General features: G+C 36.4%; 14 protein-coding genes and 1 tRNA gene. 3 read left to right on the top strand and 12 right to left on the bottom strand.

Translation table 11 applies throughout. The features are described from left to right. From secD to serS, 8 genes are all read right to left on the bottom strand, one after another. Positions 1-1,644, bottom strand: coding sequence for a protein translocase subunit SecD (gene secD / locus WC707_03020; protein ID MFA6066128.1), 1,644 nt, complete (start codon positions 1,642-1,644; stop codon positions 1-3). Beyond that, a tRNA-Leu gene (locus WC707_03025) sits at positions 1,615-1,701 on the bottom strand. Before WC707_03025 ends, secD begins: the two co-directional genes overlap by 30 nt. A 67-nt stretch (positions 1,702-1,768) precedes the next feature. Then, on the bottom strand, positions 1,769-2,779 hold the full coding sequence (locus WC707_03030) for a hypothetical protein (GenBank protein ID MFA6066129.1): 1,011 nt from the start codon (positions 2,777-2,779) through the stop codon (positions 1,769-1,771). A 16-nt stretch (positions 2,780-2,795) separates the two neighbouring features. Next, the gene (locus WC707_03035) at positions 2,796-3,257 is read right to left on the bottom strand and encodes a pyridoxamine 5'-phosphate oxidase family protein (GenBank protein MFA6066130.1); all 462 of its coding nucleotides are present in this window, start codon (positions 3,255-3,257) and stop codon (positions 2,796-2,798) included. Positions 3,258-3,285: 28 nt separating this feature from the next. Further along, complete coding sequence (hemW, locus tag WC707_03040; GenBank protein ID MFA6066131.1) at positions 3,286-4,446, bottom strand: radical SAM family heme chaperone HemW; 1,161 nt, start codon at positions 4,444-4,446, stop codon at positions 3,286-3,288. Positions 4,447-4,459: 13 nt separating this feature from the next. Beyond that, positions 4,460-4,930 carry a hypothetical protein gene (locus tag WC707_03045; protein MFA6066132.1) on the bottom strand — a complete coding sequence of 157 codons (471 nt, stop codon included), beginning with the start codon at positions 4,928-4,930 and terminating at the stop codon, positions 4,460-4,462. Between the two features lie 11 nt (positions 4,931-4,941). Continuing rightward, a complete protein-coding gene (locus WC707_03050; GenBank protein ID MFA6066133.1) occupies positions 4,942-5,823 on the bottom strand; it encodes a DUF58 domain-containing protein in 882 nt (293 codons plus the stop codon). After that, on the bottom strand, positions 5,811-7,049 hold the full coding sequence (gene serS / locus WC707_03055; GenBank protein ID MFA6066134.1) for a serine--tRNA ligase: 1,239 nt from the start codon (positions 7,047-7,049) through the stop codon (positions 5,811-5,813). Before serS ends, WC707_03050 begins: the two co-directional genes overlap by 13 nt. Positions 7,050-7,188: 139 nt before the next feature. On the opposite strand from serS, the gene WC707_03060 reads away from it, so the two are divergent. Together WC707_03060 and WC707_03065 are read left to right on the top strand one after the other, a co-directional pair. Next, complete coding sequence (locus WC707_03060; protein ID MFA6066135.1) at positions 7,189-8,616, top strand: WD40 repeat domain-containing protein; 1,428 nt, start codon at positions 7,189-7,191, stop codon at positions 8,614-8,616. Next, positions 8,613-10,061 carry a WD40 repeat domain-containing protein gene (locus WC707_03065; protein MFA6066136.1) on the top strand — a complete coding sequence of 483 codons (1,449 nt, stop codon included), beginning with the start codon at positions 8,613-8,615 and terminating at the stop codon, positions 10,059-10,061. Before WC707_03060 ends, WC707_03065 begins: the two co-directional genes overlap by 4 nt. A 59-nt stretch (positions 10,062-10,120) precedes the next feature. Here the strand turns inward: WC707_03065 and WC707_03070 are convergent, their stop codons facing one another. After that, entirely contained in the window at positions 10,121-10,444 is a 324-nt protein-coding gene (locus tag WC707_03070) for an HU family DNA-binding protein (GenBank protein ID MFA6066137.1), read from the bottom strand. Positions 10,445-10,557: 113 nt separating this feature from the next. Here WC707_03070 and WC707_03075 point away from each other — a divergent pair, with 113 nt between their 5' ends. Further along, positions 10,558-11,370, top strand: coding sequence for a TatD family hydrolase (locus tag WC707_03075; GenBank protein MFA6066138.1), 813 nt, complete (start codon positions 10,558-10,560; stop codon positions 11,368-11,370). 5 nt (positions 11,371-11,375) lie between these two features. On the opposite strand, the gene WC707_03080 is transcribed toward WC707_03075, so the two are convergent. From WC707_03080 to WC707_03090, 3 genes are all read right to left on the bottom strand, one after another. Further along, positions 11,376-12,929 (bottom strand): hypothetical protein, encoded by a 1,554-nt coding sequence (locus tag WC707_03080; protein ID MFA6066139.1) that lies wholly within the window; start codon positions 12,927-12,929, stop codon positions 11,376-11,378. A gap of 78 nt (positions 12,930-13,007) precedes the next feature. Continuing rightward, positions 13,008-14,882: an ABC-F family ATP-binding cassette domain-containing protein gene (locus WC707_03085; protein MFA6066140.1), complete on the bottom strand. Its 1,875-nt coding sequence runs from the start codon at positions 14,880-14,882 to the stop codon at positions 13,008-13,010. Positions 14,883-15,030: 148 nt separating this feature from the next. Then, positions 15,031-15,927, bottom strand: coding sequence for a hypothetical protein (locus WC707_03090; protein ID MFA6066141.1), 897 nt, complete (start codon positions 15,925-15,927; stop codon positions 15,031-15,033). Positions 15,928-16,011: the final 84 nt, after the last annotated feature.

The raw sequence follows: 16,011 nt of genomic DNA on the forward strand, positions 1-16,011 counted from the left end.
TTAAATTTTTAATGTACGAATGTTGAGATTATTAATCATAAAACTAAAAATTGTTTTCAGCAATATTAATCCCGTGATCAATGTAGATATTATACCAATTATCATAGTAACTGCAAATCCTTGAATGGGACCTGCCCCCAATTTATACAACACAACAGCAACAATAAAGTGTGTAATATTCGCATCAAGAATAACAGCAGTCGCCCCTGAGAAACCAGTATCTACCGCTTTGCGCAACGAAGCGCCACTCGCTAATTCTTCACGAATTCTTTCATAAATAAGGATCGAAGCATCGATAGCCATACCAATAGTCAAAATGATACCAGCAATTCCGGGCAATGTTAACGTGGCGCCCAACATTGCGAGCATAAATAATATCAAAAGAAGATTGTATATTAAAACGATAAACGCGAATAATCCTGCAACTTTGTATACAAGAACGCTGAATGCCAGCAAGAGCGTTAATGCAACTACACACGCCATTAAACCCTGCTTGATAGATTCTTGACCCAATGATGGACCAATATGACGCTCTTCTTCAAAAGTAACGGGAGCAACAAAAGCACCTGATTTTAATAACATCGCAAGTTCTTGAGCCTCTGCGGGAGTAAAATCTCCAGTAATTTCACCCTGCGTACTAATAGCAGATTGCAGAGTAGGAGCAGTAATAACAAGCCCATCAACAATAATTGCGACACGTCGACCCAAATTATTACTCGAAAGTTCATAAAATTTTTCTCCACCTTCTGGCTTGAAGACAAATTTTACAACAGGCTCCGTACCAAAACGCCCGCCGGCTGGATCCATTTGAGCATCTTTTAATAATCTACCAGTCAAATCAGTGTATTGAGGAACAAGGTACACTTCTCCACGATTTCCACGCTTAGAAGCACCACGAACAACGGTAAAACCATCCGGAATCATACCACTATGGCGCGCTAATAAATGCTCTTCGCTATCTGCCGCATCTTCCACAAGTTTTAATTCAAGCAACGCAGCTTTTCCTATCATTGCTTTTGCTTGCTGAGGATTATGAACGTTAGGCAATTCTACAATGATGGAAGATTCACCTTGCGCAGCAATAGTAATTTCTCCAACCCCAAATTTGTCCAAACGTGTGCGTAAAACATTAATATTTCCTTGAACAGCATCATGCTTAAGAGTAGTGATCGCCTGAGAAGACAATTGAACCGTGACAGCAAGACCATTTCTTGAAACTTCTAATCTACTGTCATAAGCCATTATTGCAGCCTCAACGTCACGCGCTTGAGCCTCTGACAAGCAAGAAATAAAGGCCGAACTATCTACTATTTTATAAACAGGAAGCTCGCTATAATTTTTTTTGATTTGTGTAAAAACAGCCTGAACTTTTTCGGCCAATTCATTTTCAATGGCCTTGTCGATTTTTACTTCAAGAGTAATGTAGGTACCACCTACTAAATCTATACCGAAATTGATAAACTTTTTAAGATGTACAATAAAGTAAATGCCAAGAATGCTAATCAAAAACCATACCGACAAACTTGAAAAAAGAAAACGCCTTAATGATGATGTCATTGCCAATTTCCCTGTATTTTTAATTTTTTTTACTACGCTCTTACATGATAATTTATTTGGTGCGGAAGAAGGGACTCGAACCCCCACGGGATTTCTCCCACAGCCACCTCAAGGCTGCGTGTCTACCAGTTTCACCACCCCCGCACATCGTCTAAGATAGGCATCATAATATCATATAGATCTATCTTTATCAAATTTATTTCAATATATTTTATTTTTTAAAAAGACCCCAAACATACATAATTGCTTCATATATTTTATGAAAGGGAATAGTTATATAGGTAACAAAAGTTGCCCACCAAGAATATTTTTGCGCAACAGGCTCTTGAGGAGCAATCTTACCAGTTGATGCAGCTTCCTGTTTTTTTGCTTGCTCTTCTTGCGTCTCGATGATAATCAAAACACCTTTATCTGATAAAGCTTTAACTGATTGCGATATCTTCTCTTTATACTCTGCAACAATCTTTTCAATGCTTGAAAGATACTGAGAAAAATCACGAGTAATATACAAAATAATTGCATCGATATTATTATTATGCCCCTGCATTTCAAAAAACAATTTTTCTGCTAATGCGTCATTTAAAACTTCAGCAATTTCATCATAATTATTCCATGCTTTCTGACCAAAAGAAGTACAAAGATCCATTTGTTCGGATGCTATAGACAAAGCCTTATCAAGAGACACATCAAGCTCCTGTATAAATGCTATGTCTGCTTGCAAATCTTCAAGGATCTTTTTTAATTCTTTGTAGCTATCAAGCTCTTTCTTTTGCTCAATCAAAATATCCTTTTTAGACTCAAGTTGCACAATTTTATCGACATATTCTGCAATTCTTGAGGCAATAAGATTATCTGATAGGCGAAGTTCATGTAAAAAAGAATTAATATTTTTGTCTAAATCTGTCCGCTGAGCAACAACTTTTTTAAATGCCTGAGTTGCATGATCAACTTTTTCACGAATTGCCTCATGCAATGGTCCAGCCTCTTTAAGAATTTGTCGTTTAAAGTACCAATTACCGCGTTGATCACTCACCGTAGTAGTAACGCCTTCATCTTCCAGTAATTGACTTTGCCTCTCCCACTGCAAAGCGCCATCAGTAGGCGCAATCGCCACAGCAGAAAGATTATCTTGCTGCTGTGGAACATCAAGCCCCGTATACGTTGTTATGTTATATGAAAAAAAGCACACTGCACCAACTCTAAGAAAAAAAGTTCGTTTCATAACATCCTTTTATACATCACAATATAACTGAAAGCTCTTTAAGCTCATCCATTAAAGCCATTGAAAGCTCTTTTGCTTCTGGAGAAACATAACTCCACCTAACACCTGAATCAACATGAATTAATGCAGAACGATCAACATTAATATCAATAATATCTATTCTCACAACATTCATTAATGGATGCACATTTGAAGGAGCTCGCACAACGCCCGCTCTACCCAAAATACTGTATGCCACATTATTTTCATCCAAAAAACACAGCATGACTTTCTTTTGCCATACCATGTTATGATATCCGGTATAGTCTTTATGTATAGATATCAAAATACTTTCAACGCCCTTAGGATAAACCCATTGCAACGGCGTTGTATGAGGAAGACCTTTTTCAGAAAAGGTTGCCAATACTGCAACAGTTTTTTCAGCTTCCAAAACAGCTATTAAATCTTCTGGTAATTTTATTCCAACATGTTTTGCCATGTATTTATTCCTTTGCTCATAAATTGTATTATAAAACCATTGAAAGTCTCAATATGACTTCATTTTCAACTGCTAAACCTGCCATCGTTAATTGCGCATAACCATCTATATAGCGCAATAATGACATGTCATATAAAACCGCTAGTGCATCACTACACTTATTTTGTTGGTCCACCGTAAATTCTTCAAATAATGAATTAATACAAACACCCCTTTTTTGCCGAAGTCCCAACATTAACTTTTCCAACGTACGTTGCTTATTCGTTAGTGTTTCATAGAATAAGGTAATATCATTACCTTGTTCAATACTCTGACAATAATTCATTAAATTTTTTTGATTTTGAAACCTTGAAGTTCCATCAAAAGAACAGGCTCCAAGGCCAAATCCCTTATATGGTTTATAATTCCAATACTGTTGATTATGAATAGATTCGTGCCCTGGCCGAGCAAAATTTGAAACCTCATACTGATAAAATCCACTATCTTGCAAATAATTAATTGTCCACATATATAATTCAACAACAGCTTCATCTGAAGGGAGCGAAACATGATTTTGATGGACCTTAAAATATAAAGGCGTATCCTCATGAATCGTTAAAAAATAAATAGAAATATGTTGAATAGGCCACGCAACAACACACGACAACATATTTTTCCATTCATCGGCACTGACATCTGGCAACCCCAAAATCATATCTATGGAAATACGAGAAAACAATGGACTTGCCATATCGAGAAGCTGCTCAACGTCAGCAAGCGACTGATGTCTATTTAATTTTTTAAGAACATCATCTTTAAGACTTTGAACTCCTATACTCAAACGATTGACCCCACACTGCTTCCACGCCTGCAACTTTTCTAACGTTACCGTTCCAGGATTTACCTCCATGCTAATTTCTGCCTGAGGCGACACAATAAACTCTTTATTAAGGCGATCAAACAAGTCAAGCAGCAAAGGTACGGGATACGTACTAGGAGTACCGCCGCCCAAAAAAATGGTATTGATAGTATTCTTTATTGCATGCTCATCGCTAAATTTTTCAATTTCTCTACACAGCACATCATGATAACGTTCCATAAAGTGATCATGCGATGCAAGCGCAACAAACGGACAAAAATGACACTTATAAGGACAAAACGGCCAATGAATATACAACGACTCTATCGGCAATACATTATTAAAATTCACACATTTTCCATAGTTATAGAGAAGGTATAGTTACCTGAATAAGACAAAGAGCTCGCTCGACATCCTTTGCAATATCACACGACACGTATTCATCAGAACTAACACCACCCCCAAATTTAACCGCAACAGCATTATCAATAAGAAAGCGCGCCTCACTCATAACAGCGTCCTCTTTAACAAGAAAAGACAAATAGAGAAAAAGCTCAGATTCTGTTTTATTGTAAACATCTTTGTTATACCGAATAGAAACATATTTTTTAAGAATATTTATTAATTCTTCATAACATTTTTTCTTGTCATGAATAATATATAATCGTTTTAATTGTTTACTCGCAACAATCCAGGGACGATTATAATACCTTTTATACCACATATATCCAATTATACCTATAATAATAACAGTGGCTATAGACAATCCAATAATTACAAAAAAGGTACTGTTGGTTTCCGGACGCCAAACATCAAAAATATCATCATAGTTCATACGCATTACCCTTAATAAGCCCTGTGTCGCAAAAAATACACCAATCGCTCCCAAGAATATGTTGTAGAGACAGCATCGAAACAGGCAATGCCATGTCTTTTAAAAAAAAGATCTTGTTCGCCATACAAAGCTGCTATATGTTCAGCAACCCGTATCCCCTCACGCTGGGTCATTGATGGAATAGTTACATCCAGCTCAGAATCCACAAGATCTATACATGCATCCATATGAAAAAATTTTTCTTTAACATCGCCTATACGAACAGCAACCACTTCATGAAACCGCGACAGCGTTGCTAAGGCGCTTTGATAAGATTCATCTAAAAAATCAGAAACAATAATGACCAGACTATCATTTTTTTGAATCGCCATAGAATGTTTAACAACTTTATCAAGCGAAGCCGATAGTTTATAATGGACACGATAATTAAACAGAATATTCAATAGGAACGGTAGGTGAGATCCGTGAGAACGAGGCCTAATTACAACAGGCTCATCATCCCTATAAATAATTAAACCAACGGCATCGTTGTTATAAACGGCCGAAGCTGCAATAATACCTGCAACCTGTGCTGCAATATTATATTTAAGAAAACCATGCGAACCATAAAAAAGCGATGCCGATCCATCGACAAGCACCAAGACCGTTCTATTAAAATCTTCTCTGTATTTTTTAACCAAAATAGAATCTGTCCTCACAGAACTATTCCAATCAATAGCCCGAACATCATCCCCAACCTGATATTCACGTAATTCATCAAATTCAAGGCCAGAACCATGTCGACGATTAACATAACCGCCCAATTGATTACCGCACAATAATCGGCGGGCAAAAAGCTCAAAGCGCGCAACAGAACAAATTTGACCTATCGGCAACATAGCTAAATTCCACATGTAACAGAACGTAAAACCTCCGGCAATGCGATTGTACCGTCAGCTTGTTGATACGTCTCCATCAAGGCAACCATTAATCGCGGCAAGGCTAATGATGATGCATTCAGCGTGTGTACTAATTGTGTTTTATCTTGCGCATGCGGCCGATACCTTATTGCACTACGACGAGCCTGAAAATCGGTACAGTTACTCGCAGAAGAGACTTCCTTATATTCATTTTGACCGGGCATCCACACTTCAATATCGTATGTTTTTGCCGAAGAAAATGAGCAATCTTGGGCGGCCAAAAGACTTACGCGATAATGTAATCCCAATTTTTTAAGAATAGTCTCAGCGCAATCAATCATATAATCAAGCTCATTCATCGAATTTTCTGGCGTTGTAATAGAATATAGTTCAAGTTTTTCAAATTGATGCACTCGAATAAGACCACGTTCGGTTGATCCATACCCACCAGCCTCACGTCTAAAGCAACTGGTCCAAGCAGTCATTCTCGCTGGCAAATCCTGCGACGCGAAAATAGTATCACGATGCAAATAAGCGAGATTAACTTCCGCTGTCGGCGTTAAATAAAGATTATCAGCAGTAACAGAATACACTTCATCTTTAAAGCGCGGAAAATTCCCCGCACCCGCTAATACTTCTTCTTTAACAAGATAGGGCGGCAAAACAGGTTTAAAGCCAAAACTCATATTATTATTAAACATAAACATAGACAGAGCATACATGAGCCGAACAGCATCGTTCTTATAAACAACAAAATTTGAGCCGCTCATGTGAGCAGCCTTATCAAAATCAAACCAGCCTAACGCCTCACCTAATTCAACATGATTTTTCACTGCAAAATTAAAATGCGGCTTTTCGCCACTCGTTCTCACTACCAGATTTGATTCTTTCCCACCCTCAGGAATAGAACTATCAATCAAATTTGCACATCGCAGATATAAGTGCTTAAATTCTTCTTCGGCGACCTTTAATCCTGCCTCACATTCTTTAAGTTGTTCACCTATAAGCTTTGACTGATCGCGCAATTCTTGCGTAACACCAGCACTTGCCTTACGAGCAAGTTCATTTTTTTCAGACCTAAGCTGGTCAACCTGCAATTTAAATTTTCTCACATGAGCATCAAGCTCTGCAAGCCTCTTGCCATCAAACGATGGATCTTTTTTATGTATACATGCAATAACAGCTTGAGTATCTTCTCTTAATAATGCAAGATCGATCATGCCCAGCTCCACAAAAAATAATTTTAAGAATAATTTTAATACTATACTTTGTAAGTATATCAAAAAAACAATGAAGGCCAATGCTACAGTATGGTATATTGTCAAAAATAATAGTTAAAAAACAAGATATAGGAATAATATGAAGCGTCTAATTTCTCTACTGGCTCTCTTACTATCAATAACTATAATTGGCATGGAGCATACCCCCCCAAAAAATTACACAATCACACTCAACTCTGCAGAAAACGAAAAAACCATTGTGGTACAAAAAGAACACTTAGAACAGATACCCGTTTTTGAAGAAATGCTCAAAGATTTACCTGCTCACAATAATCACATAAACATAGAAAATGCTGTTTCTGAAACTGAATTACTCACGCTCGTGCATTATCTAGAACAAACATCGTCCTACAATAAACATATAAACGAACTACATGATGACGCGCACGTTCTCCATAAATTCGAACTCACAGAACCATTAAATACTGTCGTAAATTATATTGCACGACGCATAGCAAAAAAGAAAAGACTGCCGACACATGGTCTGCATTGTTACGCAACTTTTCAAGACAATTCTCGTATCAACATACTCATTGCTGGGGCGCTGCACAACAACCATCTCCCCGCTTTCAAAGACCACATAACTCAACAAAGCCCATTAACGCAATTAACACATGTGAGCGACCTTATCTTTACATCACTTGCAACAACGTCCGATGCGTCACAAATTCTGTGCACAACTTACGCCCCACACAAACCGCCCTGCATACTATTCAAAAACAAACAATTCACCTATGGCGGCAATATACAGAGCAACAGCGTCGCGGTTCTACAAGACAATAAATTTACATTCGCCCGAGGCAATAAAATATACGTATATAATGAGCAAGAACTACCACAACTATTATACGCCATAGACGACGCCGTTTTCATAGACAAAATAATTACCACGCCAAATAAAGAAACAATAATCGCAAAAGGAAATAATGTTGGCAGCTTCAACATCTATGACGTTAATGCAAAAAAAGAGTGTACTATTTTTTCCAATGAAGCAGTAAATAATATAACCGCCTCAAACACCGTGATAGCAACATGCAATCTAAATACAATAACTTTACGAAATACAGCATCAGGATTTCTTCAAAAAAAAATCATATGGAAAAATATACATGCACTTGTTTTGAATGATAACAACAAACTTGTTATTGCGGGAGCAGAGGGGCTAATTAACACATTAGATATACAGTCAGGACGCACAATTTCTTCTTTTGGCAAAGAACAGGGGCCATTTACACGTTTATTATTAACGCCTGATGATAAAAAACTGATCGCTCTTGCAAGCAACAATACTGTTCATGTATTTGATTCCCAGGCAGGCAAGCTTATATGCACCATGCCCAATATCGAGCAGCGCATTAAAGACTTTGCATGGGCAGATAATGCCCATGAGTTAATCTTGATGTCAGATAATAGAATACATGCATGGGATCTGTCCGCAATAAAAAAAATTGCTACAGCATCTTTGCCTGATCTCGTAAAAAATATGAAAAATACGGAGAACTCATGAAGCTCATAACACTAATGCTTAGCATCACTCCCATGGCCATTTATACCATGAAAAAACCCGAAGAGCATCAAACAATTATCGTACATATTACTGATGGACCTCATCAAAAAAAATATTTTTTCAATAAAAAAGATTTAGAAAAATCAGAAGTGTTTAATAATTTACTCAGCGATACACATTCAGAAAATGCAACCATAGCACTGGATAATAGTGTTACACCTTTTGAAATGGAAATACTAAAACAATACTTAAATGATCATGAAAAAAAATATAAAAATATAATAGAATACGTTAAATCTCTTATTGTTTTTGATAAATTTGGATTATCTAACATACATGAAGAGTGCGCTATTTTAACACAATTAATATTATCAACACTGGAACTCAAAAAAAAGCATAGGTTTATAAAAAAAAGCGAACAAACTAAAATTCTTTATAATTTACTCACACAACAGAACGAGATCACTGCACTCATCGAAGACAATCTCAGGAAAAATTTTCGCCCCTCATTCATAGATTACATGTCACATAACATAGCGACTCCCGCATCACACATATCAATAACACCAGACACTTCGGTAGACGCATCCAATCAGCTTTTATTTACCAATACAAGTATTTACGCACTTAATAAATATTTAACTAAAAAACAAGATTTACATTATCTCAATTGCGTCCTATGTAAACTTATGAACGATAAAAAATCTTTAATTATTGTAAGATCACATAACCAATCAAGACAACATTCAATCAGCGAGCTCAAAAAAATCACTCAGTACGCTCATTATTGTAAAACAAAACACCTATCTTTTCTCAATCAACGGCCTACTCAACTCGCACTTACATCCTACGACAACCCCCTCATCAACTATGGGGATCGATTAGAACTGCACAATAGAACGACAAATGATATTATTGAAACAAAAATGCTCACCGGCTCTCCAATCTCGATGGTATCACCCTTAGAAAATAACGCCTGTATAATAACGGCGGACAATGCCCTATATAAAATAAATTTTAACAATAAAAAAACAACATACATCGACAATGCGCACAATATGACCATGTTTACAACAACATCTCACGGGAAGAAAATTATTGGAGCAAGCCCTTCTTTGATAACAATATGGCATCTTAAAAAATTTCGCCCACCAGTACATATCACTCCACGCAACAAAATATACAGTATTGCTACAACACCTAATAATAAAAAATTACTTATCGGAACAGAAGAAACTATTGAAATTTATAATTTAAAAACGGCAGAACTTCTCACAACTCTTAATCACGGTCCAACACAATCTTATATTAAAGACATTATAATTACCCCAAATGGGCAAAAAATTATTTCACTCACTGAGCATACATTGTATGTATGGGACGTTATTACATGTGCAAAAGAAGGAATATTCAAAAAATTTACCGAACAAATATCGTATGCTTAATACGCAAAAAAAGCCGCCGAGGCGGCTTTTAGGTAAAAGCTTTTAAAAGATCATCTATGTTATGATTTAACGAGGCGAATCATTTCTTTAAGATTTTTACCAGGTTTAAATTTTGGCACGTGAGTTTCTGGAAGATCGATACGTTCTTTGGTTGCAGGATTAATCCCTTTACGTGCAGGACGATGCGCTACAGTAAAAGTGCCAAATCCGGACCATTGAAGTTTATCACCTTTTTTTAATGCTCTCACAACAATTCGTGTAAGCGCATCTAAAACACGGGTAATATCTTTCTTGCTAAACGTTGTCTCTTCGCTGAGCGAGTTAATCAACTCAGTTTTATTCATAAAATACTCCTTAAAAAAATTGGTATATTGATTGTACACTGCTTGATCATATTAATATTGCAATTAATCGTATGACCTGTACAATATACTAATTTTATTTATTAGTTTGTCAAATTTTTGTTGCAAAAAAATAACATACAAAAGGATTTTTAATGTTCATAGATACACACTGTCACATCAATATTATAATCAAAAAAGATTTTGATACGTACATTACATCGGAAGATTTTCAAAAATCAAAAAAAATTATAGAAGAAGCTGAAAAAAAATCGGTGGCAAAAATTATTAACGTTGCAACCAGTCTCATAGAAAGTTTAAACTCCATACACCTTGCAGTTGCCTACCCTCAAATATACGCAACTGTCGGCATCCACCCAAACGATTGCACCGAAAATTGGCAACAAGATTTTAATGAAATTAAAAAATTAGTACAAGAAAAAGAAAAAAATAAAATTCATGGTATAGGAGAATGCGGGCTCGATTTTCATTATCCAGATTATACTATTCAACGACAAAAAGATGCATTTAAGGCTCATATCGAATTGGCACTTGAACATAATCTTGCACTCGTTGTGCACACACGCGATGCAGGCGAAGAAACGTTGCGCAGTCTTGAAGAGTTTAAAAACTCTCCACTCAGAGGCGTCATACACTGTTTTTCAGAAACATTATTATTTGCAGAATATGCCATTAATAATAATTTTTTATTAGGTATCGGCGGAACAGTAACGTATCCCAAAAACAATACTCTACGTGAAGTTGTTAAAGCGGTAGACGTTAACAATATAGTACTAGAAACAGACGCGCCATTCTTACCACCGCAATCACTCCGTGGCAAACAAAATCACCCGCAAAATATCCCATTAATCGCAGAATATATAGCGCAGTTATGCAACACAAGCTTAGAAAACGTCGCGCGCACAACAACTGATAATGCAATCAAGCTCTTTAATCTGCCTGGATAACTAGTTTATGAATTATATTCATCAAAAAGTTTTTTCTTTTGTTGATCAAATAATGTTACATATTGTTTGGTAAGTGTAGAATTAAGCGCAATTGGCTTAAAATAATCTATGGTGAGCCGATAACCCTTATCGCCAACCATGTAAAATAATTCTGATGTTTTTTGAAAAGAATATTTAGCGGGGGTAGAACTATTTGCAAATACCATAACATCATGCGCACCAACTGGATTATATACATTATTAACATGATCAATTAAAAATACTTTTGAGGACTCAAGTTCAAAAATCCTATTAAAATATCCAAACAATCTACTCATAAAATCATCGACATTTTCCTTTTCATCGGTCAATAAGACCCCTTTAATATAATGCCACTGTTTTGGAATGCTCGATGCAATAATATGATTTAAACCTGAAAAACTAAGCGTTTTATTTATGAATGGCTTATCAACTACAAATGCCTCTGATGCTACTTTTATTGCGTCTATAGATTTTTTGCCTAGTTTTTCTTGTTGTAATGTTTGCGTAGCGAGCTCAATCAAATTTTCTATTTTCATAACATTAAATCGAGTATCACCGGGCCATCGTATTTGTAATATGTTATTTGGTGAAAGTATTTTATATGTTTTATCAGTCGTGTTAAATGCAAGGGCTTGCAGCATAACACCGGCGCTCAAACCTAGTTGATTACGTGATGTAGTGCACAATGGCATAGTTCTCATATTTTCAAAAAAATCATATATGATTTCAGAAGATGGAATACCATGAAATGGAGTGTCTGTAATGCCTGCAAGTATAATAGGAAAGCTGTACATATCAGGATTCCCATTCGTTTCATATGCCTTTAGAAGCCATTCACTGCCAGCGTAGCATGTTGAATATAACAAAATATTTGTTGTTACTTCTTTTTCTAAAAATTGTAACAACTTTTTAAATTCAACATACGGCATACCAGCAATAATACTTAAGGAGCAAAATCCCTCAGGCCCACCTCCATGGCCATTAACCACAATATTCCATGCATAATCAGCATTCAAAAGCGTTTTTAATAGGGTTACCAAAGATGAATATATATTAAACTTTCCAAAAATGCCTTTAGCAATGCCTTTTACTGGGTCTAGGTAACCTGGTTGCAAAATAAGAGGATCAATAATTTTGGCGCCATTCTTGATATTGAAGCCAAGAGTTTTGTCATCAATATTGAATTGTTTTTTCCATTTTTCAGGAATACACAGAAGATAGTTTCCAAATTGATAATATTGAAAATCAAGCGCATTAAACCAATTTTTTAACGCCTGATCTTGGCGCTTAAAAAGCCGCTTCCAAATCGATAATTCAACCAAAAATGGCACAGATTCTGCGCTTAAGATACGCCTTAAATAAGTTATTTGGAACTCATTAGCCTCTATAAATCCAAACAATTCGACTGATTCATTGCCATGAATATCAGGAAGAATAATTAAATCGCGTTGGTTTTTTGCTGGTTGCAGACACTCTTGTGCAGACAGGCTACACACTATGAAAACCGTAAAGAAGTATAAAAAAAATTTTTTATACATATAGTCTCCAGCATAAATTATACTAATTTAAAATATAAATATATATTAGAATATCTTTACAGATAAAATCAATATTGTTTAATCTGCCTGGATAAAAGTGAGCGCGGACTCCCAATCAGTTTGAGCGATTTCGAGTGATTTTTTAATTTCTAAAAGGCGTGCGACGGCTTTATTGTATTCTTCCGTTCCGTACGTTGCCGCAGAAAGCTTATCTTGAATACGCCGCTCATCGTGCTCATATTTATTAATAGCACGTTCAAGATCAACAACTTTTTTTCGCATAGCAATTTTATCTGCTGATTCACCACAAGGCGATGTCTTTTTTAATGGCGTAGTACTTGTAGATGTGCGTTCTTGAGAAAGTTGCATACGCTGGGCTGCGCAAAATTCTTCATACGTACCCAAATAACTACGAGCTCCTGTTGGTGTTAATTCAACAATACGCGTCGCAAGCCTGTTTACAAAGTGGGCATCGTGCGAGACAAACAATATCGTCCCCTGATAGGCCAAAAGCGCCTGACACAAAATGTCTTTAATATATAAATCAAGGTGATTTGTTGGTTCATCTAATATAAAAAAATTTGCATTCTTCAGGAGCATTTTGGTCATGGCAACGCGGTTTTTTTCACCACCACTTAAAACATCAATTTTTTTATGCACATCGTCACCACTAAATAAAAAAGATCCTAACATTTTTCTTATTTCAGACTCTTTTTGCAAAGGGCATGCATCAGACACTTCTTGTAAAATAGTTTTTTTAGGGTTAAGAACATCTGCCTGATTCTGTTCAAAAAAAGCTTGTTGCACATTATGTCCAAATTGTATCGTACCAGCTGTCGGCTTATAAGTTCCCATAAAACAATTAAGTAATGTAGTTTTCCCAACGCCATTTGCAGCAACGAGCGCCACCCGTTCACCACGCTGAATTTCTCCAGAAACAGAATTGAAAAGTTCTTTTTCATTAAATCCATAAGCAATATTATTAAACGTCAAAATAACTGCTCCTGGTCGTTGTGGCACCAAAAACTGGAAGTTAACAACCGGCAACGGCGGCTCAACTTCGACTAAAGTAATACGTTCTACTTGCTTTATTAACGCCTGAGCTTGGCGAGCGCGAGTACCCGCCCTAAATTGCTCAATCGTTGCTTGCTTTTGAGCAATTTCTCGTTCTTGCCGAGCTCTCGTTGAACAGGCAATGTCCTGTTGATTCTTTTTTTCTTGCAGATACGCCTGCAAATTACCTCGATAATATTTACCCCGGCCCCGCTCTATTTCAAAAATAGTGGTACATGCTTTTTCAAGATACATCCTGTCGTGACTCACGAGCAAAAAACCCTGCCTCATAGAATGCAATTTGCGCAAAAACCATTGCTGCGTCACAATATCAAGGTGGTTGGTCGGTTCATCAAACAGAAACATATCCGCATCAGTCAATAATAATTTTGCCAATGCAAGCCGCATCTTCCAACCAGTACTGAGCTCAGACACTGATTTTTCAATCATATTGGGTGTAAACCCAAGCCCCGTCAGTACGGCATTAGTTTCTTTAACTGCTGCCGGCTGATCGAATTCTTGGGCCTTTAATTGTAGATCAGAATAATCATCTAATAATTCAGGAGTACATTCCTGCCGAGTAATCAATTCTTCTATATGCTGTATTTTTTTATGTATCTCAGAAATATCGGCAAATGCAGAAAATGCTTCGTCAAAGACATTAAGGGTTGATGCAAGAATCTCTTCTTGTGGTAAATAGGCTATACGCGCACCCTTTTCGATGCTTATTCGTCCTTCTGTCGGCTTAATAACCCCGGCGATAACCTTAAGCAACGTCGACTTCCCAGCGCCATTGCGCCCTATGACTCCAACTTTATCCCCCGCCTGGAACACGCAATTCACGTCTTCAAAGATCTTAGCAATGCCCAAATCGAGCGTAATATTTTGTAACTGTATCATTAAATTCTCTCGTAAAAATCATATAAAATTATACGCTTAGTATAATTGATATCACCAAAATTGTCTATTATGATTTAACCACGTATATTTTTTAAATACGTAGTAATAGGCTATTTATACGTCAAGAGCGATTTGTTTGATTTAAAGGTTAATCTAATGCTTCCATCGAGTTACTTATTTCGGTTTTTGATGAGATCTTGTATCGACAATCAACATAAGCCTCCACTATTTTATGCAACAGGGTTGCAGCGGAAGACATGTGAAATGAAGAGGGGTCTTTTTGTGTCCAATCAAAAATCGGATACCGCATAACTAAGCGATCATCAAAATAATCTGAATTAGCCAAGGGAACGATAAGGTTCGAAATAGCTTCTTGATCAATAAAACGAAGAATCTCTGTACTGCCCGGAAGGCGTTTACTATATGGTTGAGATACTAAAAAATTAAAGTCTTTAGGGAAATGACTTTTGGCCACTTCCTCAAAAGAAAGCATACTATTAGCATGATGTGGAAATTCCAAAATGAAAGTATGCGTTTTTTTAGATACAGGGGTATTTTTTTTCCAACCTAGGGTCTTTGAAAGTATGCGTTTCTTAGATTCGTTGGAAGTATCTTTTTTCAAATCTAAATCTAATGTATCAAGATATTTTTTGTAGATGTTTACTTCTTCAAGAGATGGGGTTTTCCATCTCTTGAAACGATCATGCTGGAGATCGTACTCAAAAAAGCCTGATGAAAATGCTATAAAATCATACTGAGTGTCATGCACTCCTTGCACCTCATCTATTAATTTCATCATCGCCACAAGCCACGCTGGTGACTGACCTAAAGAAAAAACTTTATACTTATCACTTGGATGTTTTTCTTTCATATATGATTTGGTTTTTATAGCAATATCAAATAATGTATCCAACGCACACTCTGACAACAAGGGATGGATTTCTTGATCAGATATTACTAATGCACTTTTATATATTTCAGAAGCAAATTCTTTAAGTATTTTGGTTGCACATGATGAACACTGAGGAACTGGCAACTGCGACATGGCAAATACAGAATAATGTAAGCAAGTCGTCATTACTATTAATAAGTATTTCATATAAGAATTTTTAATAAACATAGATAGTCC

The sequence above is a fragment of the Candidatus Babeliaceae bacterium genome, assembly GCA_041660765.1.
Taxonomy (GTDB): domain Bacteria; phylum Babelota; class Babeliae; order Babelales; family Babelaceae; genus JBAZVR01.